Below are 25939 nucleotides of genomic sequence, written 5' to 3'. Positions count from 1 at the left end.
CAAATCATGGCATCCATAGGTAACTTACGTCGCCGTAAACTGGCAACACCATGTGAATCAAGGCACGACTGAATTAAATCAGGCTCAAGCACATCGGCCAGACAGGTGAATTCGGTAAGACGATTGAAATGAGTACGCGCCAAAGCTTCTGAAAGTTGCATAAAAAAATCCGATGACAAGGGGTCATCGGATTTTGATCCTTTCAGTGAGATCGTCAAGCGATCTGTCTTAACTGATCGGCATTACCCTGATGACAGGGCGTTTTTTAATGCTTAGTTTTAATGGTTAGCTAAGCTCTTTGGCCACATCTGCCGGCATATCGTCCCGCAGTTTCAACCACATTTTACCGCTATCCATACCATAATGTCGCATCAGGGTTGGGACCTCGGCAAAATTGCTGTCTTTAGCTAATGCTTCAAGCTGTTGGTAAAAGTTCAGTGCCAAGGCGCGCGCTTCACTGCTACTGAAATAATAGCGGCCGACACCACTGTAGAGTTTTTTAAAGCCATTGAGGATCAGCACATACAGCGGATTACCTGAAGAAAACGCCATGGTGTGATGGAGTTGGTAATCAAATTCAGCAAAGGCTTCGGCGGTATCTGCCAGCTGGTGAATGCCACTTAAGACTTCCGTCGCAATGCCAGGGTTCATCCTAATACAACCGCGGAAGTAGATGGCACTAATGTTAGTTCGGGCTGACAGCAACTGATCGACTAAAGTCGGAAATCCATCGGGATCAAGATCTGCTATGGTACTTAAAATATTTAAGCCCGATGTTTCCCAGACATTATTCACACGAGTCGGTTTACCGTGCTGAATAGTCAACCAACCATCGCGGGCTAAACGCTGCAACACTTCTCTTAGAGTGGTGCGAGTCACACCAATGAGTTCAGATAACTCGCGCTCGGCGGGTAAAATAGACCCGGGTGGAAATTTTTCTTCCCAAATTGAACGTACTATATATTTTTCTGCAAAACTTGCAGGTCCTTTGGCATCGATAATCATCAGCCCACTATCCATTTTGTCTTGCATTAATTTATTGGTGCTTATCATACCAGAAGGGTAAAAAATAAAAACTAAAAGCCGTAAATGCATAGAACTACAACAATTTAGCGTAAATATTTATCAAAAAACCGAGTTAAACCCAAAAAAAATTGAGTTTTGTGTCGTATGGATCAGCTTTTCACGATTTAGCCAGCCTTTGTTATGACATTAGCCCCTGCTTTACGCTAGAATTTGAACTGAACAAGCGCAAATAGTAGAAGCTTGTAGTATTAAACTTATTTAGGAGTACGGAAGCCATGCCTGTGACCTTAAGTCAGGCGTTTATCTCAAACTTCTTGGGTAACTCTCCCAAGTGGTACAAGATCGCAATCCTCGCATTTTTAGTACTAAACCCAGTTCTTTTCTACCTAGACCCATTCGTGGCAGGTTGGGTTTTAGTCATAGAATTTATTTTCACATTAGCCATGGCGCTCAAATGCTATCCACTGCAGCCCGGTGGTTTGTTAGCCATTGAAGCCGTGATCATCGGCATGACCTCCCCCAGCCAAGTCCTGCATGAAATCGAAGCGAATCTCGAAGTCATCTTGTTGCTGGTATTTATGGTTGCCGGCATTTACTTCATGAAGCAGTTACTGCTGTTTGGTTTCACTAAAATGATCACCAAAGTACGTAGCAAAACTGTAGTTTCCATCATGTTTTGTAGTGCTGCCGCTTTCTTATCCGCCTTCTTAGATGCCTTAACTGTTATCGCGGTGATTATCGCGGTCGCCGTTGGTTTCTATGCCATTTATCATAAAGTGGCTTCGGGTAAAGACTTCAGTGCCAGCCATGACCATACCAATGATGGCAACCAATGCTTAGACGAAAATGAATTAGAAGCGTTTCGCGGCTATTTACGTAACTTATTAATGCATGCTGGTGTCGGTACCGCGCTCGGTGGCGTGTGTACCATGGTGGGTGAGCCGCAAAACTTAATTATTGCCGCCCAAGCCAATTGGCAGTTTGCTGAATTTGCTATCCGCATGTCCCCCGTCACGGTTCCGGTCTTTATTGCCGGTATGTTGACCTGTTTGGCGGTAGAGAAATTTAAGATCTTTGGTTACGGCGCCGAATTACCGGATGCGGTTCACAAGATTTTATGTGATTACTCAGCCCATGAAGATGCCAACCGCACCAATCGCGACAATATGAAATTGATTGTCCAAGCCGTTGTTGGTATCTGGTTAATTTTAGGCTTAGCCTTGCACTTGGCCTCCGTTGGTTTGATTGGCTTAACCGTGATTATTCTTTGTACCGCGTTTAACGGTATTACTGATGAACATGCGCTAGGTAAGGCCTTCGAAGAAGCCCTACCCTTTACTGCCTTATTAGCCGTATTCTTTGCGGTAGTGGCTGTGATCATTGATCAAGGCTTATTCGCTCCCGTGATCCAGTGGGCACTTGGTTTTGAAGGCAATATGCAGTTGGTGGTGTTCTTTATCGCTAACGCCTTATTGTCGATGGTATCTGACAACGTGTTTGTCGGCACCGTGTACATCAACGAAGTGAAAGCCGCACTATTAAATGGTCAGATCACCCGTGATCAATTCGACTTATTAGCCGTGGCCATCAATACCGGAACCAACTTACCTTCAGTCGCCACGCCAAATGGTCAAGCGGCCTTCCTGTTCTTGCTGACGTCAGCGTTAGCCCCCCTCATTCGTCTGTCTTATGGACGCATGGTATGGATGGCCTTACCTTACACCATCGTGTTATCCATCGTTGGCTTGGTCGCGATTGAAACCGGTTTCCTAGTGGAGATGACCCAATATTTTTATGATAGCAATATCTTAACCCACCACAGCGTCAAAGAGGCGGTCGAGGTTATTCAGTCAGCACATTAAGTTGACCACAGCTACAGCTATCTAGTACATTCAAAACGCCCTGATCACAGGGCGTTTTTTTGACAGGAGTTGCTGTGATTACCGAAAGCCAATTAACCCATTTTGCTCATTCTCGCCGCGCATGGATGCTAGTTGGCATCTCAGCCATCTTATTAGAAGTGGCCGCCCTATTCTTTCAATACGGCCTTAAGCTTGATCCTTGTGTGATGTGTATTTATATCAGGCTAGCCGTGTTTGGTATTCTGATAGCCGCACTGTTAAATAGTGTTTACCCAACACGAGTTCTTCGCATTATCGGCGCGCTAATTTGGCTTATCAGCGCGGGTTGGGGGTTACAAATCGCTACCGAATTAGTCGCTATACAAGCCGATCCCTCGCCCTTCGCAACCTGTGCATTTCTGCCCAACTTCCCAGAGTTCATGCCGTTACATCAATGGTTCCCCGCCGTCATGATGCCAACAGGCATGTGTACTGATGATGTCTGGAGTCTATTGGGGTTAACAATGGCGCAATGGATGCAAGTGGTTTTTAGCCTCTACTTAATGCTCTGGGTTATCATGATCAAACCCATCGTCAGACCAACGCAAACTGACAAAGCATAAGAGTAAGCGCCGCGATTTAACCGCCGCAAGCCTACATCTGCGCCGAGCAAATCGTGCAATCAACCTATCTAACGCCCCATGGCTGGCTTTTTAATGGCATCTATGGGGTCATATTGGTAAACGATGACTCAACACTTCATTAATGGCGATGTTCTGACGCTTAAACAAGGTACTTACTGTCGCAATGATGTTGAAAAATATGCCCGCTATTGCATGGAATTAAGGGCCGAACTAGTTAATATAAATTCCCAAGGTTCCGGGAACTCAGTTTGATTCTACTTAGCCGTTTGTGACAAGGCATTAGGTTAAAAGGTAGCGTGAATCTTCACTTAAAGGCGTAAAAATAACTAATCTACTAGCAAGGAGTTGTCGGATTGATGAAAGGTAAAATTGTCCAATGGAAAGATGACAAGGGGTTTGGGTTCATACAACCCGAAGATGGCTCGCAAACATTGTTTTTCCATGTGTCTAGCGTTAAGACAAAGGCCCGTAGACCCCAAGTCGGCGATAGCGTGCTTTATGAACCAATGCATGACTCCCAACGACGGCTCAAAGCTAAGGGCGTAACCATCGAAGGCGTCACCACCCGCCCCAACTCCCCCCTCAAAACAAGGTTTGTAGCGACTAAACCACCTAAGAAAAATGTCATTGACTACCTGTCGTTCCTCGTCGTTTTACTCTCGCTTGCGGCCGCAGGGGTGACTTTTTATCAGACAAAGTCACTAGCAAGTTCTTGGCCTTCTGGTATCGCAGCCGTCATCGCCGTGTTGATCTTAAGTCGGCAAAAAAAACCGCTAGAAAAAGTGTTTCATTGCGCTGGTTGTCGAACGACAGCAGCCCATGACGCGAGAAGCATCCATGCGTGGAATAATGGCTTCACCAAACTGTACTGCTCGCCTTGCCACCGCCAATGGCTAAAGGACAACCCAAAACACGAGCATTCACCCACGCGAAACAACCACAGTGGTTGCCTTGGGGTGCTGGCTGTCATGATCGTGATCCCAGCATTAGCTGGTATAGGCCTGTTCCAGTGGTTAGCCTAAACGGCGCTTTGACGTAAACATACCCCATCCATGGCCTCACTCGCTAAATCTTGGCCCTGAGGCCAGCCAGTTAACCTCACTTGACGAGGCTAACAATCAACCCAGACGTGAGTATAAATCATCGTGCGCGGCAGGGGCGCAATTTAGCTGTAATGACTGACTTAGGACTTGGCGCTATCTGTCATTTTGATGAGTCATCTTGCATCCTTGCGGCCGCCATTTAACCAAGCTTGCATATCATGGTTAAAGCTGAGATGTTAGGTCTTCGGTTTGAAAAACACCCTATGACTCATGCGTACTATGCCGTTGGTTTACCAGTCTTTAATAATTTCTATTGTTGTTTTCTGTGTGCCCAAGGCGAGCCAAGCGCACATAGCAAAGCATGGCGCTAACACTGAACTCGTGGTGCTGGGGATAGCGCAAGATGCTGGCTACCCACAAACCCTGTGCTATCAACCGCACTGTATGCCCGCTTGGCAAGATAAATCTTTGCGTAAAATGGCCACCTCCTTAGCCGTCGTTGATCATGCCGCCAAGGCTCACTATCTGTTTGAGGCCACCCCAGATCTCCCCCAGCAGCTGTATTTGCTCCAGCAAGAGTGGTCTCAACCTGACTATCTGTTACAGGGAGTGTTTCTTACGCATGCGCACATGGGCCATTACACGGGCTTGATGCATTTTGGCCGTGAATCTGCCGCCACCAAGCAAATCGCGGTTTATGCGATGCCGGCAATGCGCTCATTTCTTGAAAATAATGGCCCGTGGTCGCAACTGGTTAAGCTCAAGAATATTGAACTAAAGACGTTACAACACCAACGTGAGGTTACACTTGGGAGTATTAAGGTCACCCCTCTGCTAGTGCCTCATAGAGATGAGTTTAGTGAAACCGTTGGTTACCTCATTAAAGGGCCAACAAAAACGGCACTGTTTATTCCGGATATTGATAAATGGCAGAAATGGAGCACGGCTATTGAGGATCTGATCCCACAGGTTGATTACGCTTTGCTAGACGCCACGTTTTACAGTGCCGATGAACTCAAAGGGCGAACCATGGCCGACGTCCCCCACCCTTTGGTTATTGAGTCGATGTCACGCTTGAAAAATTTGGCTGAAGATCAAAAACAAAAAATCATTTTTATTCACCTCAACCATACCAATCCCCTGTTAAAACCAAGCAGCCCTGAGTCATTGGCGGTCACAGCGGCAGGCTTTCGCATAGCAAACGAAGGATTAATTTTGCCACTGTGATTGAGCCAACATTTTCCACGATGACAGCCTCCGCATTGCCCCCGTTTGCCAAGGTCCTGCTCATTAGCCCAAGGCTTTTTTCCCTAGCTCTTAGGGCTAGTGTCACTAAAGATATGAGCAAATATCATTAACTACAGTGGCTAGCTAGCGACATTGCCAAGCGGATAGACGATGCTGCATTACTCACAATCTTGTAATGGCCATAATACAATATGGTCTTCAACATCAATTACTTTGGTTTCGCACACCACCTTGCCAGACACTGACATTCCAGCTTGGATCATAGCAGTTTTTGACCCTGTGAGCAGCGGATGCCAACTAGGTAAGTCGCGACCTTGAAATATACGACGATAAGCACAAGAGTCTGGTAACCATGTTAATTCAGCTATATTTTCTGGCGTAATACGAGTACATTCAGGCACTTCTATAAAACGCTGAGCATACTTTTGGCAGCCACCGGAGGCGGTATTGAGAAGCTTACAGGCCGCATTGGTATAATAAAGTTGCTCAGTCTCATCATCGATAAGCTTATTTAAACAACATTTACCACAGCCATCACAAAGCGACTCCCACTCTTCATGAGAAAACTGCGATAACTCTTTTTGTTTCCAAAACGACATACTTAACCACTTACAGACAGAAGAAAGGCGGCGATATTACACTATTTTTGCTTCGGATACTTAATCCTCTCCGATAAATAAGTGACGGAGATACTGGCATAATGGTTATCTAGCAGCTGGTTCAACGCTCGGTAGTTCTCGTAAACAAGGTATTTACGGCCATTGATGCCATCTGGGGCAATCAAGTTGGCTCGAATAGAGGCTACCTTAGGTAAGTCATCACCATTAAAGCGGCGGACGCCTAACCCTTGCCAAAATTCAAAAGCCTGCGGTCCCTTTGCTAGGGCATTATCAAGCACAAAATCATCAGGCACTTGCACTTGACGACCCCAAGTGGCCTCCATCTGCCAGCCTTGCTGGCGCAACATATTGGCAATGGTGGCGAACACATCGGCATGATTGTGCCAAATGTCTATCTTGTCATCACCATCGCCGTCAGCACCAAACTGTAAATACTGCGAGGCAGTTAACCCTGCCTGACCTAAACGCCCGTCTCGATTGGCAGTAAATTGGCGCGGGGTTAAGCCAGAGGCGGCTAAGGCGACAATCGCGTCGACAAAATCTGTGGTGTCTAGGTCAGCTTGCAGGGATTGAGTCGCCAACACGGTCAGCGCAGGAAATGAGCCCATATCCGCACCATAATCCGAGGCAATGCCCCACACCGCCAAGATAAAACGCGCTTGAACTTGATATTGCTTGGCGATGTCAGTAAGGACGCGCTCATGCTGCTTTTGCAATGATATGGCACGTTCAACTTTGTCATTGGGAATGTGTAACGGCAGGTAGGTATCTAAATTAATAGGTAAACTTGGGTCAACCTCGAGGGTTTGGCGAAGGTAAGGCTTGACGTCGCTAAGTAACATATTCAGGGCGGCCGCATCATAGGGCTGCCTAGGATCCGCCAGAACGGCCGCTTTAAGCGTCATCATCTGTTCGGCAAAACTGCGCTCCTGCCTCTGCATATTGGCTTGTACAGGGGGCAGTACTAGATTCACCATAGATACGAGTAGTACTGATGTATAAAATACTTTATTCATCACACATCCTTGTTATTGCCTTACCTTAGTATAGATAACTCACTTCATATAAGTTATTTATTATTGAGATACCTCTGACGCCTGCTGTTGCCTATATTCCTTCAGCAAATCTACTTTCGGTGGCGGTAATTGCAAATAATACCCTTTGTCGGCCAACTCATGTTTAACCTTATTGATATCTGCCATACCAAGATGATCTCTTTTGGCCAGAGACATCACCATCACTAATTGCGGCACACCAAACATTGTCATTAATTCAGCAGGGACATCACTGAAGTCATCTCTTTTGTTTACAAAAAGATAGCTATCGGCCTTGCGGCTGCTTTTATATACGGCACAGAGCATATTTTCACTAAATTCCAGTTTAACAAACCTTGTCAGTCTTAAGTCCACACTATAACATGACCTATTCATGATAATGCTAAAAAGTGCAGGCAATTTTGTTGCACTTTGATTTTTGCGGAGAGTTAGCGACTGATGCCGACCCCTAGCCTCGAATTAAAAGGCTCGACCTTCACTTTTTCGGTACTCTATATTAATAGCAGCGATATCGATCAATTTTCTACTGAATTAGCCGCTAAAGTTGCACAAGCTCCTCAATTTTTTTCGCAAGCGCCAGTGGTCGTTCACTTAGGCCATGAACAGGCTCAACGACTGGATGTTAACAGGGTATTGCAGCAGGTCGCTGCCCAAGGGTTTATTGTGGTAGGGATTACTGCCGCCAGCAATAAACAAACAGAACAAGCTAAGGGATTAGGGGTGGCAGTGGTCAAAATTGGTAAAGAGGCCGTGTGCCCGCCCCCGCCACCGAGAACCACTAAAATCGTCAAGCAAAATGTCCGTTCTGGCCAACAAATCTATGCCAAAGATGGCGATTTAATCGTCTTTGGTGCTGTTGGCAACGGCGCTGAAGTGATTGCTGATGGTAATATCCATATTTATGGCAGTTTACGTGGAAAAGCCATGGCAGGGGCCAATGGTGACCGCCATGCCATTATTCTAGCTCATGATTTACAAGCTGAATTAGTTTCTATCGCCGGCCAATATTGGCTGTCCGAAAACTTGCAGCAATTTAGTGATATTAAAAGCGGTTGTATTCGCCTAGATGGCGAATCTCTGATTGTTGAATCGTTGCCTGTGTAGGGCGCAGGCAAAATAAAGGATACAAACATGGCACAAATTATTGTTGTCACATCCGGTAAAGGTGGTGTCGGCAAAACCACTTCCAGTGCAGCGATTGCGACCGGACTAGCGTTAGCTGGGCATAAAACTGTGGTTATTGATTTCGATATTGGTTTAAGAAATCTTGACTTAATTATGGGGTGTGAGCGCCGTGTAGTTTATGACTTTGTCAATGTCATCAATGGTGAAGCTAATCTCAACCAAGCACTCATCAAAGATAAACGCTGTGATAAGTTGTTTATCTTGCCAGCATCTCAAACTCGAGACAAAGAAGCCCTCACTAAAGAAGGTGTGGGCAAAGTCCTGGATGACTTGGCTAAAGACTTTGAATATATTATTTGTGACTCTCCTGCGGGGATTGAAAACGGTGCCATGATGGCATTGTATTTTGCCGATATCGCCATTGTCACCACCAATCCAGAAGTCAGCTCAGTACGCGATTCCGATCGGATCCTCGGCATGTTGCAAAGCAAATCCCGCCGCGCAGAATTAAGCCTTGAACCGATCAAAGAGTATTTGCTACTGACCCGCTATTCACCTAACCGCGTGACCTTAGGGGAAATGCTGAGTGTGGCGGATGTTGAAGAAATTCTTGCCATCGATTTATTAGGGGTTATCCCTGAGTCTCAGGCCGTCTTAAAGGCGTCTAACTCAGGAGTGCCGGTGATCATGGATGAGCAAAGCGATGCTGGCATGGCCTATGCCGACACGATTAATCGCCTATTGGGTCAAGATGTTCCGCTTAGGTTTGTCACGGAAGCAAAAAAAGGCTTCTTGAAACGGATATTTGGTAGCTAATTATGTCATTACTCGATTACTTCAAAAGCAGTAAGAAACCTCAAACTGCGGTCACCGCGAAGGAAAGACTGCAAATTATCGTGGCCCACCAACGCACTGAACGTGGTATGCCGGATTATTTCCCGCAAATGAAGCAAGAGATTATCGACGTTATTCGTAAGTATGTAACTATCTCTGAAGAACAAGTGAGTGTTCAGCTTGATCAAAACGATGATAATTTATCGGTGCTGGAACTCAATGTCACCTTGCCTGAAAAGAACTAATAAAAAAGGCGCTTAAGCGCCTTTCTTTTATTTCACAAAACTAACACCAAGTTGCTGTAATAGTTGGTGACTAAGCTCGCCTCGCCAGCCAACGAGCAATAACGGCAACTCACCTTGCTGATCATGCCAGTGCCACGTTAAATACTCATGAATATGCCGCTTTGAAGATAACAATTCATCAGGCACTTGATATTGTTCACACACGCTCACCAAGGCCGCTTTAATGGCCTTAAAGGCAGGTTTGTAACCGGGTTGTAATGCCAAAATATCGATTGGCTCGGGACACGAAGTAAAATCAACAGCGGCAATAATCTTCAGTAACTCCTGACCTAACACCCGCTTTTCATGCTCACTTAGCTCAACCATGCGCATTAAGCCTTCAAGTGACTTAGGCTGTTTTTTCGCCAGCGCTAATAACACATGATCTTTCACCACAAATCCTAAGGCTAAGTCTCTATCGATAGCCCGCTGTAAGCGCCAAGCCGCGAGATCTCTTAGTACCGCCAACTCTTCACTGCTTAATTGAAATGCATTTTTAACTTTCAAATAGGCTAACGCAGGATCGAGGGGGGTTAAGCGGTCTTGGGTTAAACGTTGGCCTTCTTCCCATAACCAGGTTAGGCGTTGTTTGTCATTTAAGGCGCTCAACAATTGCGGATAGAGCTGATACAAATAATACACATCGTTGGCCGCATATTGCAGCTGCGCTTGACTTAACGGTCGTTTCAACCAATCGGTGCGAGACTCACCCTTATCGAGCTCCACGCCTAAACACGCTTGCACCAGCTTAGCGTACCCTAAACCATGCCCCATCCCCGCAAAAGCGGCGGCCAACTGACTATCAAATAATGGTGCCGGCTGACACTGACCATAATGAGCAAATACTTCGAGATCTTCGCTACATGAATGCACTAATTTGATAATATTTGGGTCTTGCAATAAGGCCCAAAATCCTGATAAGTCTTTGACGGCTAACGGATCGATAAGCGCGAGTGTTTGGCCATCGTACGCTTGAATTAACCCGAGTTTGGCATAATAGGTACGCGTGCGCACAAATTCGGTATCAAGCACCAGTAACGGAGCGTTACTATATTGCGCCACCAAGGCATCAAAGCTGCCCTGATCGCTAATGTATACATATTCTAACAAAACACACTCCTGTTAGCGGAAAAGAAAAAACCGGCTGACGCCGGTTTTGCCAATCTAGTGAGCTGCCTGCGGCTTCACTTCATCTCTGAGTTCGCGCCGCAAAATCTTACCGACATTGGTCTTTGGTAAATCGTCACGGAATTCTACCAGTTTAGGAATTTTATATCCCGTTAAATGATGGCGACAGTGCTTGATGATTTCAGCTTCTGTCAGCGATTTGTCTTTCGCTACCACAAAGACTTTGACTAATTCACCGCTGACATCGTGCGGTACGCCAACAGCGGCGACTTCCAACACTTTAGGGTGCAGCGCAATCACCTCTTCCACTTCATTAGGGAAGACGTTAAATCCTGACACTAAAATCATGTCTTTTTTGCGGTCGACAATATAGAAGAATCCCTGTTCATCCATATAGCCAATGTCCCCAGTGGCCAAATAGCCATCGCTGCCAAGTACCTCAGCGGTTTCTTCAGGACGTTGCCAATAGCCACGCATAACTTGCGGCCCTTTGGTATACAACTCGCCAGTCTCACCTTGAGCCAGCACCTGACCGTCTTCATTGCGAATTTGAATATCCGTTGAGGGCGCAGGGAATCCAATCGAGCCATTATATCCATCGAGGTTATAGGGGCAACACGTCACCAGCGGCGAAGCTTCGGTTAAACCATAGCCTTCTAGTAAGCGGGTTTTAGTGATGTTTTGCCATTTATCAGCCACCGCACGCTGCACAGCCATGCCACCACCAATGGATAACTTTAAGTGGCTAAAATCAAGTTCGGCAAATTTTGGGTTATTAACGAGGGCATTAAACAAGGTATTTACCCCAGTCAACGCGGTAAACGGATGCTTTTTAAGGTCATCAACAAACGCTGGAATATCGCGAGGGTTGGTGATTAATAAGTTGTTTGCCCCTTTCTTTAAGAACAACATCGCATTCACGGTTAAGGCAAAAATATGGTACAGCGGTAAAGCCGTAACCACTAATTCTACGCCATCTTTCAATGCCGGTGCATACGCGCCATCGGCTTGCAGTACGTTAGCCACAACATTGCCATGGGTTAACATCGCGCCCTTGGACACCCCGGTCGTGCCGCCGGTATATTGTAACAAAGCCAAATCGTCATGATGCAGCGCAGGCTTAACATATTGCATTCTGCGGCCTTTACTTAATGCTTGACGCATCGAGATGGCATGAGGCAATGAATATTTAGGTACTAACTTTTTGATGTACTTAACCACAAAGTTCACTAAGGTGCGCTTTGGCGGACTCAGTAAATCACCAAGGCCAGTGATAATTACACTTTCCACTGGGGTATCATCCACCACTTCTTCGAGGGTTCTAGCAAAGTTGGACACCACCACAATGGCTTTAGCACCAGAGTCTTGTAATTGGTGCTTGAGCTCTCTTGGGGTATACAGCGGATTGACGTTGACCACCACTAAACCGGCTCTGAGCACACCAAATAAGGCGATGGGATATTGCAGAAGATTAGGCATCATAATGGCGACACGGTCGCCTTTTTTTAGCTTAAGTTGATTTTGTAAATAGGCCGCAAAAGCACGACTGCGCTCTTCTAATTTGCGATAGGTTAATACCGCCCCCATGTTCATATACGCACTTTGGTCGGCATACTGGTGAACCGATTTTTCAAACATATCGACCAACGAGCTGTAGGCTTCTGGGTCAATATTCGCGGGCACATCGGCCGGTAAGTGATTAATCCAAGGCTGGTTCACAAAAAATCTCCTAATCCAAATTCGATGAAAAGCTGACATTTCCAGCCTAAAGGTCCATCGAGATATACTTGTTATTATGTCGACTGTTAAAAATCATACAGCCGTTTTAATTTTCAATATCATCACATAAAATCAACATCTTGCATAGCCCTAGGCGATCACAAGGCCAGCTGACATTGACGCGTTATAAATTCACGGATCCTCGCGGCAAGCTGCTCGGCTGCGGACATATGAAAATGATGGTCACCAGGTAACGTGACCTGCTCCAAACGGGGAAACCAATCGGCAGCAAAACTCAGTTGAGAAGTTATTTGGTGATAACCCTGCGCTCCCTGTACTAACAACATGGGTAAATCCGTATTTGCCAATAGCTGTTGACGTTGTTCAGGGGTCATTCGCCATGGCGAATCTTTCTTTAAGCGCGGGTCGGTACGCCAGTAAAATTTTCCTGCGTATTCTACAGTATTTCGCTCCACCAACAGATAACTCCATTGACTGGACAGACCAGTAAGCTTGCTGCGAGCGGCAGCGAGTGCTGCCACACTGGCGTAGCCTTTGGGTTCAGAGGGGCTAGCATGGCTGCTAAGACTACTGGCCAAGCGCTGTTTTGCACAGCGACTAGGCTCAGCCATCGGCACTAAACCTTCGAGTAATATCACCCCCGCAAGCGACTCGGTCGCGACTGCCGCGTACGTTGATGTCACCAATGCCCCGAGAGAATGCCCCACCACAATCACCTGTTCAAATTGGCTGGAACAGTAATCAACTATCTGTTTTAAATCAGAAATATAATCAAAGAAGTGTAAAGGGTAGCCGGGCGGCCGCTGGGGTGATAACCCATGTCCAGGCCAATCCACGGCCAATAGCGGGATATCTTCTAGGCATTGTGCTAATGGATAAAAGCTGTAGGCATTATCCAGCCAACCATGAACCGCAATCAGCAAAACCTTGCCTTTGGCCGCACTGGAGAAGCTTGGGCCATGATGACCGGGCCAATAACAACCGGCTAGGGTTGAATGAGAAAAGACAAGCTCAACGGCGAGTGGATGCAGGCGAGCACCCGCTCGCCAAGTTAACGCCGTCATGATTATTGTTTAATAAACTTCAGGGTCATCCGATCGCTTTCACCAATATCGAGGTATTGTTGCTTATCTTGCTCACCTAACGCGAGCCGCGGTGGTAAGGTCCACACCCCTTTAGGGTAGTCTTTGGTGTCTTTAGGATTGGCATTGATTTCACTGGCTTCGATGAGAACCAACCCATGTTTCGCCGCTAACTCAATCACCTCTTCTTGCGCCATATAACCCGAGTCAGCAGACATACCGACCTTGCCTCGATGCTCTACCACCCCAAAGATGCCTTGCGGTTTAAGTACCCGAGCTACCGCAGTAAACACCGCATCTAGTTGTTGGTTCATTTGCCAATTATGTAGATTTCTAAAGGTAAGCACTCGATCGGCACTATTATCGGCGCCTAAATTCAAATGCTCGGGGGGCTGTAAGGTTACTGTAGATGCCTTTCCTAATTGGCCACGGTGTGTCTCAATCCACTGTTCAACTTTTTGGCCTGCTTGCTGATAAAACTTGTCACGGGCAGTGAGTGGCTCACCTTGAGTGTTGAAGTTGGCCGCAATATATTGACCTTGTTCAGCCACTAATGGCCCTAGAATTTCGGCATACCAAACCCCGGCGCCTGGCCAAAGCTCAATCACGGTCATATCGGGTTTGATATCAAAAAATTGCAGAGTTTCTTGCGGGTGACGAGCATTGTCGCGCTCGGTATTGACTGCTTGTCTAAAGTCGCTGTTGACTGCCGCAGTAATGGCATCTTCAGCGCCAAAAGCCGGCGCCATACTCACGGTTAAGGTCGCCGCAAGCAAGGTTTTTAGTAGTTTCATGGACACATCCTGTGGTGGTGTTTGTTATAACCGCTTCTAAACTACCAAGATGATACCGATTTGCCAATGCGTTATTTTAGCGTCAATGACGCCTGCTTATCGATACGATGCCAACAAAGATACACACAACAGACACTGACACTACACCATAAACCAACCCACACTAATGACGGGACCCAGGTGAGTTCGGCCAATAATTGACCATCGCCTTGTGCACTAACTTGCAATAACACTAACGGACTTAATATCGCATTGAGCATGACCACCAAGCCAATCACCCGCAATAAGGTTAATAACCAGCTCGCACTGGCAAAGCGTAGGGGTAATAAGAAGACTGCAGATATACAAAGCAAAATCAGCATGGTTAAGCCATCGCGCGCCCATAATAAGGTGCTAAGCGCAATGATGAAGGCAAGCAAGGTGTAACTGACCCGAATACCTCGCGGCCACTGGGTCAATGAATACAGTAAATAGCCCCATAAGGACGCGCCTAAATAACCGCTCATGCCAATTAATACCGGCCAGCCGCCGACGCTGTAACAGTAGCCGGCCCCATTACTCAACAATTCAAGATGACTGACTTCACCGCCAGTTATCACTGTCATTAAGGCATGGGAAATCTCATGAAAATAACTTTCTAACCAATTAAAAGGCAAGCTAATCACTGGCATTCTAGCCAACAAGATAGCAACTAATAATTCACCAACAAAACGGCTACGGGATATATTAACTCCACGCTCGGCGTCAAGCATAGACATCAATACCCACCAAGGAGCGGATATTTTCACGAGCCTCTTGGTGTTGGGTCAACAAATAACTGCGAATGGGAACTGGCGAACTCACCGGCATCTTAGATAATGCCTCACTCGAGGCGAAGGTATTGAGTTGATTCAAGCTAAGGGAAGTTGCCGGCGTTAACGCTGAGGTTGGCGCTAAGGATGAGGATGGAGCAACGACAGCGGTGGTTGCTCCGGCTATCTCGGTGGCGGTTGCGGGGGCGACCGCCTGACGGATCATTGAGGTTGGCGCCAGCGGATATCCGCTTAAGGAATGTATCGATGCCATCACTCAGATCTCCTTATCGCCTTATGTTATGTGCTAACCCCAGTGAATTGAGCTTAGCACAATCTTGATTTCATTCACGCCCAGGTAATTTCTTCCATGCGACCGTATCGCGCAAATACACTGGGGCTAAATCGTCCACACAGGTGGCGTCCCCCATGGCACAAGCCTTAAGCGCCAAAGGTAACATCCACTGCGCTTGAGGAAATAATACCCCTTGGCTCGCAGGTTCGCCAAAGCGTGCTGAGAGCGCTGGGTAGGCACTAAACCCAGTACCACATAAATGCGGCTCGGTCTCAACCGACACCGACACAGTTTCTGGTGCGCTAACTTGCTCATCGCCAACCAACACAGCAAGGCCTTGCTCGGCACGAAACTCACCCCAGTAGACTTCATTCATTCTGGCATCGATAGCCACCAGCACATGGTGTGCCCCATATTGCTCAATCGCTTGTTGCGCCATGGTTTGTAAGGTAGAAATACCGACGACAGGTAAGTCAGCCCCCAAGGCCAAACCTTGCGTCATACTGGTGCAAATACGGATCCCGGTAAAACTCCCTGGGCCACGGCCATAGGCAATGACATCAACATCCGCTAACCCAACATTAGCTTCAGCTAACACTTCATCCACCATAGGCAACAAGCGCTGGCTATGTTCACGCGGGGCATCGGCGTAGCGACTAATGCGCTGTTCCCCAACAAGTAGGGCTGCAGAGCACCCTTCAGTACAGGTGTCTAACGCCAAAATGATCGCTGGGCGTTTATCAGCAAAAAATGTTGTCATCTATTTCAACTTCCATCATGGGCGAAATGAACCCGAATGATCCGATCATATCACCAAACATAAGTAAGAGCAGTGGTTCTCGGTCCTTGACGTCCAAGAAAATACGGATTGATTACTCTTTATACACATTGCCATTTTGGCCTATTCGTCACGGCCAAGTGTCATTCAAAAGTGTTAGGTAGATGTAAAAAATGTGTGAATTGACCACCAAGTTAACTCTTTAGTCTCATTGCAGCAAAATTAACACTAAATTAATATTCACAACTAATGGCTGGTTTGACCCTAATTTAACAAGTTAATTGCTGATATTAGAAGAAATAGCTCGTTTAATTGAAGCAGTACACTGGTATAGCTAGCCATCAGATTCTACATAGTAGGAATACTAACCCTTACGCCAACAGCAGCATGATGGCATATTTCATCTTAGAAATAGGAATTCAGGCATGGTGATCAACCGTAAATTATCCATTCTTTTTGTCGCAATCTCGGCGCAATTAGGTACCGCAGCCTACGCAGCTAATGCTGTGGATGTCGGCTCAATCCAACGTATATCGTCGAGTAATGATATGGCAACTATGCTGCAACTCGATGCAGCCAACGGCTTTCAAACCAGCAAAACCCTTGCACTTAAACATAAAACTAAAGTTAAATTACAGCAGTTCTACTTTGATGTACCTGTCTTTGGTTTTGCCGTTACCGCCGATCAATCGCAAATGGGCTTTTTTAGCCACCCTCAAGGCCGGGTACTAACTAACATCAACAAAACCGCCGATTTTGTTAAACCTTCCCTGTCTAGTGATGCCGCGCTGGCCATCGCAGTGCGGGGTAAATCTGCCAAAGCACACGCCAAACAAGCGGTAAGCAATGCAACTGCCGACTTGTATGTCTATCAAGATGATAAGGGTGATGCCCGTCTCGTCTATATGACATCATTCGTGACTGAAACCGCCATGGGCCCAAGCCGCCCATTTACTGTGATAGACGCGCACTCTGGTGAGGTTGTCGATCGCTGGGAGGGGCTCAATCACATCGAGGTCGGCACCGGTCCTGGCGGTAATGTCAAAGTGGGTCAATATGAATACGGCACCGACTTCGGTCATTTAGATGTGACTCAGTCGGGTGATTCTTGCACCATGAACTCAACTAACGTCAAAACCGTTAACCTTAATCATGGTACCAGTGGTAACACCGCCTTCAGTTACACCTGCCCACGAAACACGGTTAAAGAAATCAATGGTGCCTATTCACCGCTTAACGACGCTCATTATTTCGGTAATGTGGTCTATAACATGTATAGCGAATGGTATAACACCGCGCCATTGAGCTTCCAATTAACCATGCGGGTGCACTATAGCAACAACTATGAAAATGCCTTTTGGGATGGTTCTGCCATGACCTTTGGCGATGGCGCGTCAACCTTCCATCCGTTAGTGAGCTTAGATGTCTCCTCCCATGAAGTCAGTCATGGCTTTACCGAGCAAAATTCGGGACTGGTGTACGCCAATCAATCGGGTGGCATGAACGAAGCCTTCTCTGATATGGCCGGTGAAGCCGCTGAGTTTTTTATGCGTGGTGACAATGATTGGTTAGTCGGTGCTGATATTTTCAAAAGCGCGGGCGCATTACGTTATTTTGCCGATCCAACCCTAGATGGTCGTTCTATCGGTCACTTTAATGATTATGCCGATGGCATGGATGTGCATTTCAGCTCAGGGGTGTTTAATAAAGCCTTCTATACCTTGGCTAACACGCCAGGTTGGGATACCCGTTCGGCTTTCCATACCTTTGTGGTGGCTAACCAAGCCTATTGGACAGCCAATAGCACCATGTCTGCCGGTGCCTGTGGTGTGAAAAGCGCCGCCAGCGATCTTGGTTTAAGCACGGATGATGTGGTGGCGGCATTTGCCGTCGTCGGTCTTGAACCTTGTGTTACTCCGCCACCACCGCCACCACCAAGCGCGACGCCATTAACCAATGGCGTGCCAATGAATGGTCTCAGCGGTGCCTCTGGCAGCAAAGCCTATTTCACTTTAATGGTACCCAGTGGTGCAACTAACCTGAGTTTTGATATTTCAGGTGGCACCGGCGATGCGGATCTCTATGTCAAGTTTGGCGAAGCACCGACCGCTTCTAACTTCGATTGTCGCCCCTATGCCAGCGGTAATAATGAGTCATGCCCCATTGACCCAGCCCAAGCGGGTGAATACTGGGTCATGCTAAACGGATACTCTGCCTATTCGGGTGTCAGTTTAGTCGGCAGTTTTGACGGTGATGATGCTCCTAACGAAGCGCCTGTTGCTGGCTTTAGCGCGAGCTTCTCTAACGGCCAAGGTGCCTTTACCAGCACCAGTACAGATAGTGATGGTAATATTGTGTCGTGGGCTTGGGACTTCGGTGATGGCTCCACGGGTTCTGGGGCTAACGTGAGTCATCAATACCAAGACAGTGGTAACTATGATGTGACCTTAACGGTGACTGATAATGATGGCGCGAGTGACGTCACGATGCAGAACTTTGATGTAGAGGTTCCTGTCAGTAATTTGGAATTAATGGCGACACACGCCAATAAATCCCGCCGAGGTAGCATCCGTGTTAATTTAGCTTGGTCGGGTTCCAATGCCGCGGATTACACGATTTATCGTGACGGTGAAGCCGTAGGTTCCACCTCTCGCAATTCCTATGTCGACCGCTTCCGTGATGCCAATGTCACTAGCATCACTTACAAAGTCTGCGAAACCGACGGTCCCTGCTCTAACGACATTCTGGTAAGCTTCGGCACCGAATAAATTAGCGCTTGACCGACCGTCACAACTCCAGCCACCGCCCTTCGCGGTGGCTTTTTTATGGTTCGCGCAAGCACACCGCTTACCCCCCTCATTTGCCAAAGCAGGACTCGCTCTATCCCAAGCTAGCTTGCGTTATCTCCATGGCGATGTAGCCTAGTATTTTTCTGATTGGCGGCGATGGATTTGTCGTCATAGTTTACAGCGGCCACACCCACAGCAGCATGGGAAGACTGATCCCGACCACGAGCAATTCAAGCGGTAAGCCCAGTTTCCAGTAATCACCAAAACCAAATCCTCCCGGACCTAAGATCATGGTATTGTTCTGATGTCCTATCGGGGTAAGGAAAGCACAGGAGGCGCCGATGGCGACCGCCATCAAAAAAGGATCACTACTGACACCGAGGGCTGAGGCGGTCGCAATCGCAATCGGACACATGACGGCGGCAGTCGCGGTGTTGTTCATCAGATCTGAAAGGAACATGCTCACCACTAAAATCAACGCCAAGCCTACCATGGCATTACCTTGCGCCATATGATTCAGTAGCCACTGAGCTAGCAGATTGGCAGTGCCCGTTAACTCCAAGGCTCCAGCGACAGGGAACAAGGCCCCCAAGAGCACAATCACTGGCCAGTCAATGACATTGTAAACCGTGCGTGGTGGCACAGTACCCACAGCCATAGAGGCCAGAACACCGAGGGCAAAGGCGATCGCCGCCGGTACCAGACCAAACGCGGCAGCCGCCACAGCCAACGCCATAATAATCGCGGCCTCCAACGCTTTTCGTTTGTCGGGAATAGCCAATTCGCGCTCGGCTAACGGCACACAGAGATTGTCGCTGGCAAACTGGGCAATCGCCTCTGGGGGGCCTTGCATCAATAACAGGTCACCGTAACGGAAGGCCCTTGAACGTAATCGAGCCAGAGAACGCTTGCCATGGCGTGACACAGCTAACAGATTCATGCCGTAGCGGGTGCGTAATTGAATGTCGCGCGCTGAACGTCCTAACAGCGGCGATCCGGGTAACACGGCTAACTCCATCAACACAGTGTGATCCGCAGCGTTAGTGAGCTCATCTTGATTAACAACGGTCGCATCAAGGTTAGGTTCTGATGCCGATTGGCTGTGGGGGGCTGCGTTTTGGCTGTTCTTATCGGTTTCATCCGCGGTTCGCTGAGCTTGCTCTACTGCTTCGACTAGCGTTAACCCTAACGTGGAGAGCACCCCCGCCAGCGATGTGGCCTCCGCCTCAATCACTAAAATATCGCCGACACGGACCCGCCGCCATGCACTTGGCGCTGTCATTCGCACCTCGTTGATGACCATGCCAATGATCTGAGCATCGATGGCATCAATCAAGATTTCAATCTCTCGCAAACTCATGCCAGCCGCTTTGCTGGTGTCTAATACTTTGGCTTCGGTGATGTAGGCCTCTGATTCAAAACCGGCCACCCCAGACTGCTTGCGAGCCGGCACCCAGCGCCAGCCCAATAAGGTAATAAAAAGCACGCCAATGGCGGCAACGGCGAGGCCAACGGGTAGGAAGTCGAACATGGTGAAGCTACCTGCGCCAGTCTGTTCACGAAAGCTTGATACAATCAGGTTTGGCGGCGTACCAATCATGGTTGTCATGCCCCCAAGAATGGTACTGAACGCTAACGGCATTAATAACTGCCCAGGTGTCAGCTCCAAGCGGCCGGCCAATTGCATCGCGACAGGCATCAACAGCGCCATCGCACCGACGTTATTCATAAAACCCGACAGTACCGCCCCAAGAGCACATAGCACCGACAGGCTCCGCAGCATGCCTGCACGTGCCGGCATCACTGCGCGAGTCAATGCGGCTACGGCCCCAGAGCTTTGCAGCCCTCGGCTCAACACCAGTACGCAGGCCACAGTGATCACGGCCGGATGACTAAATCCCGAGAATGCGACGCTTGCGGGTACCAGTCCGGTTAACACACAAGCCGCCAGCGAGCCTGCTGCCACCATGTCATGACGCCAACGCCCCCACAGAAACATAGCGACGGTAGCCAACAAAATAAGCAAGATTAACCATTGCTCAGATGTCATTGAAGCGCTACACCTTGAAATAGCACAAACCCGCGGCGACCGACATCAGCTTTGCGGTAGTCTGTGGCGTCATCCCTCTTGCTCATCAATGTCCCCCTTTTCGTCATCGTTATGCAAATGCGTTGTAATCTGTGAGTTTAACTATCTGCAACCCGCCATCACGGCCTATGTCCCTAGGCCAACTGAGTGCAGCATACGCATACAGTATGGGTGAGTTTAGTGCGCTTGCAGAACAAATATCCTTATAAATGAATCGTCATCGGCTGAGTCGTTGGCAACATTATGGCGACCATGGGATGGTTAAACAGCAGTGGCCATAGCGCCCATGCCCCTCAATTATCAACCTTAACTATCGTCAGATAAAAAAACACCGCCAATTTGGCGGTGTACTTAAGCGTAGCAATCGAGCTTACTCTTTTGAGAATTTATCCGCGGCGGCTTGCCATGGATCCACACTCGAGCCTGCTTGGCGACGCGATGGCGTTTCTGGACGCTTGGAGCGCTCAGTCTTAGCGGTCGTTGTGGCTTGATGACGACTGCCACCTTTTGAAATTTTTTGGCCACGAGGGTTAACACTAGAGTCAGATAAACTCGGCTTGTCTTTGTGTACTCGCGGCTTACGCTCTTGCGGATGTTTAGGCACAAAATTTAATACCGACACTGGCACCACCTTGCGCGGAGCAAAACCGTCAATGACACGGCGCTCAATCAATTGCTCGAGTCGGCGCTCAATATTGCACAGATTTTTAAAGTCATCCATCGACACAAATGAAATCGCTTCACCGCTAAAGCCCGCTCGGCCAGTACGACCAATGCGGTGGATATAATCATCGGCTTGATGGGGTAAGTCATAATTCACCACGCGGGCTAGTTCGACAATATCAATACCGCGTGCGGCAATCCCTGTGGCCACCAAAAATGGCACCTTGCCAGCGGTAAAATCTGCCAATACTTGCTCACGTGAGGCTTGACTACGACCGCTATGAAAAGCTTCCGCCACAATCCCGCGCTTTTCAAGTTGACTCACCAGCTTAGCCGCACCTTGCTTGGTCTCGATAAAAATCAAGGCTTGCTGCCAATCACTTTCTTTGATCAGATGACTGAGTAATGCGGATTTTTTATCTTTATCCACCGTCACTAACCATTGTTCGATATTCGCTTTGTTGGCTTGTTTGCGGCTGATAGCAATTTCTTTTGGTGCCGAAACAGCCGTTTTCACCAACTGCCTTACTTGTTTAGATAAGGTGGCTGAAAACAATAAGTTTTGTCTGTCTTTAGGTAACCGGTCTAGAATTTGATTGATGTCTTCGATAAAGCCCATATCCAGCATTTTATCGGCTTCATCCAATACTAAGACTTGAAGTTCATCAAAATGCACGGCACGTTGAGTGTACATATCCAACAATCGACCAGGGGTCGCCACCAGAATATCGACCCCTTGGATCAAGGCGCGCTTTTGAGGCGCGCTATCGACACCGCCGTACATTGCTAAGCACTTGCTCGGTAAATAGCGGCTATAAAGCTCGATATTTTTGGTGATTTGCAGTGCTAACTCTCGGGTGGGAGTCAAGACTAAGGCGCGGATCCGTTTGGGCCGGATCGGCGGTAAATCTTTAAAACGCTCAAGTAAAGGCAACACAAAAGCGGCGGTTTTACCTGTGCCCGTTTGCGCAGCAGCAATGAGGTTTTCACCGGCGAGGACCTCAGGAATAGCCAAGGTTTGAATGTCTGTCGGTTGACTATAATCAATCTCGCTCAGGGCTCGAGTAATTTCTGGGCATAAGCCAAGTTGTGTAAATGACATGAAGATCTCTAATACAGAGGAAAATGAACCAGCATTGGCTCAATACAAAATGCGATTAAGCCGATTATATCAGCTTAGCTAACGCTGCGGTTAACTCCATTGTTAAGTGACGAGATAAATAGACGTTAATCCCCTAGATAACACCAAGAGCAAGAGCTATTGCTAAAATGGACACGAGCCTTTGAACTCACAGTGAGTCGGCGCAGCTGAGACAGGAATAACCCATGACACTCGAGCAACTTATTTTACGCTACCCTGCCTGGTTTCATGCGCTCAGAGTCACCATGACCTCAGCCATCGCCATGGTGATTATTGCTGCCACAAATGTGCCGCACGGTGTGTGGGCGCTTATCACAATTATTATGGTGATGGGCTCTGTGGCATATCTTGGTGAAGTGTTAAGTAAAGCCAGGCAAAGAATTATCGGCACCTTAACGGGAGCCGCCATGGGATTGTCGTTATACCTGTTACCCGCCAGCGCCAGTGTCGCTCATACCGGGTTATTTTTAGTCATGCTGGCGGTCAGTATCTATTTTACTCGCTCGCGATACAGTTACGCCATGTTACTGTGCGCCCTGACACTGACATTAGTGGCCACTGCAGGTCCCGGTAATCTATATGTCGCTTGGGAGCGAACCATTAATGTGATTTGGGGAGCTTTACTGGCCATGGTGACCAGTCGAGTCTTGTTTCCCATTCGCGCCTTTCAGCATTTTCACATTCTTAACGCCGAATTAATCGACAGTGCCGCACGGATTTATCAAGCCCACCTGGATGGTATTGATTCAAGCCAATCATTGCAGCAAATCAGCCAACTTAAGAGTTTAATGATGAAACAAACCAGCTTATTACCCCACGCGATTAGAGAAAGTGGCTTGGGCAGTGAACGGTTAGCCAATATTACCGAGGCCCATAAACGGATCTTGCATAGCCTGCAAACCCTGACAGAAACTCAATGGCCCGCCACCCTGCCCCATACGGATGAACAAAACCAACTCAGTGCGCTGATGTCGACTCTGGCGCGAGAAATGCTGACTCGCAGCCCCACTCAGCTCAGTGGCGATGCCCTCACTATTTTGCACTCTCAAGGCCCGTTAAGTGACAGCGATAAAGTAAATACCGACCTTGCCGGTTACTGGTGGCTAAACCAAGAACTGGCAAGGCGGGTCAATAAACTCGCGCATCAGTTACAGCAACTCTACCATTAATGGTTAAGCTGTCGCTATGGTGGGCACTGCCGGCACAATGCGGCTGCCGTGCTTTTCCACGATAGTCATAATCCCTAATTGCAGCTCTTGTGCCACTCTTTGGTAGGTCGGCAAACTTGTGGTGGCTACATAAGCAAAGACATTAATTTCAAGGCCGGCCAGCCCAAACCCCTTAAAGGTGACGCGTAGCGGTGATTCGTCAATATCGTCGTGATCCACCAGCAATTGCGTGATCTCTTCAATAATGGCGTTCACTTGCTCTGCTTGGGTCGTGTAGGCCAATCTCACATCGGTTTTAAATCGAATTTTTTCACGCTCCGAAATGTTTTCAATTTCCATCTCAGCTAATTTTGAATTTGGGATATGAATAACACTTCTGTCGACCGTGCGCACCCGAGTGCAACGCAAGCCAATTTCCTCAACGGTGCCTTTTAAGCCGCCAAGATTACACAGATTTCCTACCTTCAATGGCGCTGCTGAGTATAAGGTAATCGTGCCAATAAAATTCTCTATGGTTTGCTTTGAGGCCAAGGCAATTGCGATGCCGCCAATCCCCATGCCGGCTAAAATAGCTCCCGCATCAAAACCTAAATATTCAAGCCACACTAACAAGCCCAATAATACTGCAATCACCCGAGCGAGGTTAAATAACGGCCGTACCAAGGAGGCCGCTTGTTTTTTGCCATTGGCCAGCATCTTAAGTCGCAATGACGCTTGAATTAAGCCGATACCAGACCAAAGCAGCCATAAAATGGTCAGCATAAACAGCAAGCCCGTATCGACAAACTTTTGCATCATCACAGTGGCACTGGTATTCGATAACCATACGCGGTTAAGGGTAACAGCAATAAAGGCACATAAAGGCCAGCTGATAAAATATGCCCATTCAAGCGCTAATGGTGACTGGCCACGCTTGACCACAAACGCGATAATCCAACAGCATGGCACGGTAATCAGCAGTGCAGCTACACTATAAATGACCAATAATGCCCATTCCCAATAATTGAGTTTGGCAAACTTGCCTTCAGGCAACTTGTCAATTAACCATTCAACTAAGGGGCTATAACCGAGTTCATGGTATAACTCAGGTAATTTAGCCACCGTGGCATTGGATATTTTCCACACCTTGCCAATGCCGGGTTCTGGCACCCGTTGCAATAATAAACTCACGCTCTGACCATCATGATCAAAGCGACCAATTAACTCGCGAAAGGTGGGCAAATTATCATTTAATAGGCCATCTCGCTCTTCCACTAAACCATAGATATCTAACTGCATATGGCGCTCGTAAATCGCCTTTAGCATGCGCACATATTCTGGACCTTGACTGGCGTCCATGCCTGCGGGTAAATACCTAAGATCAAGATATTGGGTCGCGGTTTCATAATCGCCGGCGCTGACCGCATTGGCCAAACCACGAATTGCTCCGCGTGGCGTGTCGCGGGTTAATGGATCCTGATAATTAAAACCTGCGACTTCTTCGAGTGTTTTTTCAACCGTAGGCAGAGATTTTTCTGAGGTGGGCGGTACAAGCAAGGCGTTCGCACTGACACTTGGTAGCAGGCTCCCAGCCAAGCACAACATCAACATAACGACGGTAAGTTTATTCATATCCCTGAAACCCAGTACTTTTACTTAATCATACCAAGGATTAACAAATTAGACATAAAAAAATGGCGACCTAAAGGTCGCCTAAATGGTTAAAAAAATCACCAATAATACCAATATCAATCCTTGATTTGGTTCGCAGGGAGGTGGAT

General features: G+C 47.7%; 24 protein-coding genes. 9 read left to right on the top strand and 15 right to left on the bottom strand.

Going from position 1 to position 25939, the window contains the following annotated elements; translation table 11 throughout:
- The coding region (locus KU855_RS01890; RefSeq protein ID WP_218528659.1) for a transposase domain-containing protein at positions 1–161 on the bottom strand (161 nt) is incomplete at its 3' end.
- A 124-nt stretch (positions 162–285) separates the two neighbouring features.
- On the bottom strand, positions 286–1005 hold the full coding sequence (gene fadR / locus KU855_RS01885) for a fatty acid metabolism transcriptional regulator FadR (protein ID WP_218528658.1): 720 nt from the start codon (positions 1003–1005) through the stop codon (positions 286–288).
- A 296-nt stretch (positions 1006–1301) separates the two neighbouring features.
- Between fadR and nhaB the strand changes: the two genes are divergently transcribed.
- The 4 genes from nhaB to KU855_RS01865 all read left to right on the top strand — a co-directional run bounded on the left by nhaB (position 1302) and on the right by KU855_RS01865 (position 5781).
- Entirely contained in the window at positions 1302–2888 is a 1587-nt protein-coding gene (gene nhaB, locus KU855_RS01880) for a sodium/proton antiporter NhaB (protein WP_218528645.1), read from the top strand.
- A gap of 59 nt (positions 2889–2947) precedes the next feature.
- Complete coding sequence (gene dsbB / locus KU855_RS01875) at positions 2948–3490, top strand: disulfide bond formation protein DsbB (protein ID WP_256260829.1); 543 nt, start codon at positions 2948–2950, stop codon at positions 3488–3490.
- A 377-nt stretch (positions 3491–3867) separates the two neighbouring features.
- Positions 3868–4533 carry a cold shock domain-containing protein gene (locus tag KU855_RS01870; RefSeq protein ID WP_218528644.1) on the top strand — a complete coding sequence of 222 codons (666 nt, stop codon included), beginning with the start codon at positions 3868–3870 and terminating at the stop codon, positions 4531–4533.
- A gap of 348 nt (positions 4534–4881) precedes the next feature.
- Positions 4882–5781, top strand: coding sequence for an MBL fold metallo-hydrolase (locus KU855_RS01865; protein ID WP_371316308.1), 900 nt, complete (start codon positions 4882–4884; stop codon positions 5779–5781).
- A 179-nt stretch (positions 5782–5960) separates the two neighbouring features.
- Here the strand turns inward: KU855_RS01865 and KU855_RS01860 are convergent, their stop codons facing one another.
- The 3 genes from KU855_RS01860 to KU855_RS01850 are packed head-to-tail and all read right to left on the bottom strand — an operon-like array spanning position 5961 to position 7783.
- On the bottom strand, positions 5961–6401 hold the full coding sequence (locus tag KU855_RS01860) for a YcgN family cysteine cluster protein (RefSeq protein ID WP_218528642.1): 441 nt from the start codon (positions 6399–6401) through the stop codon (positions 5961–5963).
- Positions 6402–6442: 41 nt separating this feature from the next.
- Complete coding sequence (locus tag KU855_RS01855) at positions 6443–7438, bottom strand: lytic murein transglycosylase (RefSeq protein WP_218528641.1); 996 nt, start codon at positions 7436–7438, stop codon at positions 6443–6445.
- Positions 7439–7498: 60 nt separating this feature from the next.
- Entirely contained in the window at positions 7499–7783 is a 285-nt protein-coding gene (locus tag KU855_RS01850) for a YcgL domain-containing protein (protein WP_218528656.1), read from the bottom strand.
- Positions 7784–7915: 132 nt separating this feature from the next.
- Here KU855_RS01850 and minC point away from each other — a divergent pair, with 132 nt between their 5' ends.
- From minC to minE, 3 genes are read left to right on the top strand one after another with little or no spacing between them, the layout of a single operon-like run.
- Complete coding sequence (gene minC, locus KU855_RS01845) at positions 7916–8581, top strand: septum site-determining protein MinC (protein ID WP_218528640.1); 666 nt, start codon at positions 7916–7918, stop codon at positions 8579–8581.
- Between the two features lie 27 nt (positions 8582–8608).
- The gene (gene minD, locus KU855_RS01840; RefSeq protein WP_218528639.1) at positions 8609–9418 is read left to right on the top strand and encodes a septum site-determining protein MinD; all 810 of its coding nucleotides are present in this window, start codon (positions 8609–8611) and stop codon (positions 9416–9418) included.
- 2 nt (positions 9419–9420) lie between these two features.
- On the top strand, positions 9421–9681 hold the full coding sequence (gene minE, locus KU855_RS01835) for a cell division topological specificity factor MinE (RefSeq protein WP_218528638.1): 261 nt from the start codon (positions 9421–9423) through the stop codon (positions 9679–9681).
- Positions 9682–9708: 27 nt separating this feature from the next.
- Here the strand turns inward: minE and rnd are convergent, their stop codons facing one another.
- The 7 genes from rnd to tsaB form a co-directional block, all read right to left on the bottom strand.
- Positions 9709–10830 (bottom strand): ribonuclease D, encoded by a 1122-nt coding sequence (rnd, locus tag KU855_RS01830; RefSeq protein WP_218528637.1) that lies wholly within the window; start codon positions 10828–10830, stop codon positions 9709–9711.
- 54 nt (positions 10831–10884) lie between these two features.
- Positions 10885–12567: a long-chain-fatty-acid--CoA ligase FadD gene (gene fadD, locus KU855_RS01825; protein ID WP_371316307.1), complete on the bottom strand. Its 1683-nt coding sequence runs from the start codon at positions 12565–12567 to the stop codon at positions 10885–10887.
- A gap of 158 nt (positions 12568–12725) precedes the next feature.
- A complete protein-coding gene (locus tag KU855_RS01820; protein WP_218528635.1) occupies positions 12726–13652 on the bottom strand; it encodes an alpha/beta fold hydrolase in 927 nt (308 codons plus the stop codon).
- Between the two features lie 2 nt (positions 13653–13654).
- Positions 13655–14464, bottom strand: coding sequence for a class I SAM-dependent methyltransferase (locus tag KU855_RS01815; RefSeq protein ID WP_218528634.1), 810 nt, complete (start codon positions 14462–14464; stop codon positions 13655–13657).
- Between the two features lie 71 nt (positions 14465–14535).
- Positions 14536–15222 carry a M50 family metallopeptidase gene (locus KU855_RS01810; protein WP_218528633.1) on the bottom strand — a complete coding sequence of 229 codons (687 nt, stop codon included), beginning with the start codon at positions 15220–15222 and terminating at the stop codon, positions 14536–14538.
- Positions 15209–15532, bottom strand: coding sequence for a hypothetical protein (locus tag KU855_RS01805; protein ID WP_218528632.1), 324 nt, complete (start codon positions 15530–15532; stop codon positions 15209–15211). Before KU855_RS01805 ends, KU855_RS01810 begins: the two co-directional genes overlap by 14 nt.
- 67 nt (positions 15533–15599) lie before the next feature.
- Positions 15600–16310 carry a tRNA (adenosine(37)-N6)-threonylcarbamoyltransferase complex dimerization subunit type 1 TsaB gene (gene tsaB / locus KU855_RS01800; protein ID WP_218528631.1) on the bottom strand — a complete coding sequence of 237 codons (711 nt, stop codon included), beginning with the start codon at positions 16308–16310 and terminating at the stop codon, positions 15600–15602.
- Positions 16311–16753: 443 nt separating this feature from the next.
- Here tsaB and KU855_RS01795 point away from each other — a divergent pair, with 443 nt between their 5' ends.
- Positions 16754–19096, top strand: a complete 2343-nt coding sequence (locus tag KU855_RS01795; RefSeq protein ID WP_218528630.1) for a M4 family metallopeptidase — start codon at positions 16754–16756, stop codon at positions 19094–19096.
- A gap of 196 nt (positions 19097–19292) precedes the next feature.
- Here the strand turns inward: KU855_RS01795 and KU855_RS01790 are convergent, their stop codons facing one another.
- Positions 19293–21167, bottom strand: a complete 1875-nt coding sequence (locus KU855_RS01790; protein WP_218528629.1) for an SLC13 family permease — start codon at positions 21165–21167, stop codon at positions 19293–19295.
- A 409-nt stretch (positions 21168–21576) separates the two neighbouring features.
- Positions 21577–22971: a DEAD/DEAH box helicase gene (locus tag KU855_RS01785; protein WP_218528628.1), complete on the bottom strand. Its 1395-nt coding sequence runs from the start codon at positions 22969–22971 to the stop codon at positions 21577–21579.
- A gap of 224 nt (positions 22972–23195) precedes the next feature.
- On the opposite strand from KU855_RS01785, the gene KU855_RS01780 reads away from it, so the two are divergent.
- Positions 23196–24179 carry an FUSC family protein gene (locus tag KU855_RS01780; RefSeq protein WP_218528627.1) on the top strand — a complete coding sequence of 328 codons (984 nt, stop codon included), beginning with the start codon at positions 23196–23198 and terminating at the stop codon, positions 24177–24179.
- Positions 24180–24182: 3 nt separating this feature from the next.
- Here KU855_RS01780 and KU855_RS01775 read toward each other — a convergent pair whose 3' ends face one another.
- Complete coding sequence (locus KU855_RS01775; RefSeq protein ID WP_218528626.1) at positions 24183–25790, bottom strand: mechanosensitive ion channel family protein; 1608 nt, start codon at positions 25788–25790, stop codon at positions 24183–24185.
- Positions 25791–25939: the final 149 nt, after the last annotated feature.

Origin of the sequence: Shewanella sp. NIFS-20-20 (assembly GCF_019209865.1) — a bacterium.
Lineage (GTDB): Bacteria > Pseudomonadota > Gammaproteobacteria > Enterobacterales > Shewanellaceae > Shewanella.
The sequence above is the reverse complement of the archived record's forward strand: the minus strand, read 5'-3'. Positions and strand labels throughout refer to the sequence as shown.

What these genes read in the sequence shown, in the direction of transcription:
- tsaB (WP_218528631.1), bottom strand. Translation starts at nt 16,310, where the DNA reads ATGACAACATTTTTTGCTGATAAACGCCCAGCGATCATTTTGGCGTTA.
- KU855_RS01795 (WP_218528630.1), top strand. Translation starts at nt 16,754, where the DNA reads ATGGTGATCAACCGTAAATTATCCATTCTTTTTGTCGCAATCTCGGCG.
- KU855_RS01860 (WP_218528642.1), bottom strand. Translation starts at nt 6,401, where the DNA reads ATGTCGTTTTGGAAACAAAAAGAGTTATCGCAGTTTTCTCATGAAGAG.
- minD (WP_218528639.1), top strand. Translation starts at nt 8,609, where the DNA reads ATGGCACAAATTATTGTTGTCACATCCGGTAAAGGTGGTGTCGGCAAA.
- KU855_RS01850 (WP_218528656.1), bottom strand. Translation starts at nt 7,783, where the DNA reads ATGCTCTGTGCCGTATATAAAAGCAGCCGCAAGGCCGATAGCTATCTT.
- KU855_RS01870 (WP_218528644.1), top strand. Translation starts at nt 3,868, where the DNA reads ATGAAAGGTAAAATTGTCCAATGGAAAGATGACAAGGGGTTTGGGTTC.
- minE (WP_218528638.1), top strand. Translation starts at nt 9,421, where the DNA reads ATGTCATTACTCGATTACTTCAAAAGCAGTAAGAAACCTCAAACTGCG.
- KU855_RS01815 (WP_218528634.1), bottom strand. Translation starts at nt 14,464, where the DNA reads ATGAAACTACTAAAAACCTTGCTTGCGGCGACCTTAACCGTGAGTATG.
- KU855_RS01775 (WP_218528626.1), bottom strand. Translation starts at nt 25,790, where the DNA reads ATGAATAAACTTACCGTCGTTATGTTGATGTTGTGCTTGGCTGGGAGC.
- KU855_RS01855 (WP_218528641.1), bottom strand. Translation starts at nt 7,438, where the DNA reads ATGAATAAAGTATTTTATACATCAGTACTACTCGTATCTATGGTGAAT.
- nhaB (WP_218528645.1), top strand. Translation starts at nt 1,302, where the DNA reads ATGCCTGTGACCTTAAGTCAGGCGTTTATCTCAAACTTCTTGGGTAAC.
- KU855_RS01790 (WP_218528629.1), bottom strand. Translation starts at nt 21,167, where the DNA reads ATGACATCTGAGCAATGGTTAATCTTGCTTATTTTGTTGGCTACCGTC.
- KU855_RS01785 (WP_218528628.1), bottom strand. Translation starts at nt 22,971, where the DNA reads ATGTCATTTACACAACTTGGCTTATGCCCAGAAATTACTCGAGCCCTG.
- minC (WP_218528640.1), top strand. Translation starts at nt 7,916, where the DNA reads ATGCCGACCCCTAGCCTCGAATTAAAAGGCTCGACCTTCACTTTTTCG.
- KU855_RS01780 (WP_218528627.1), top strand. Translation starts at nt 23,196, where the DNA reads ATGACACTCGAGCAACTTATTTTACGCTACCCTGCCTGGTTTCATGCG.
- KU855_RS01810 (WP_218528633.1), bottom strand. Translation starts at nt 15,222, where the DNA reads ATGTCTATGCTTGACGCCGAGCGTGGAGTTAATATATCCCGTAGCCGT.
- fadR (WP_218528658.1), bottom strand. Translation starts at nt 1,005, where the DNA reads ATGATTATCGATGCCAAAGGACCTGCAAGTTTTGCAGAAAAATATATA.
- KU855_RS01820 (WP_218528635.1), bottom strand. Translation starts at nt 13,652, where the DNA reads ATGACGGCGTTAACTTGGCGAGCGGGTGCTCGCCTGCATCCACTCGCC.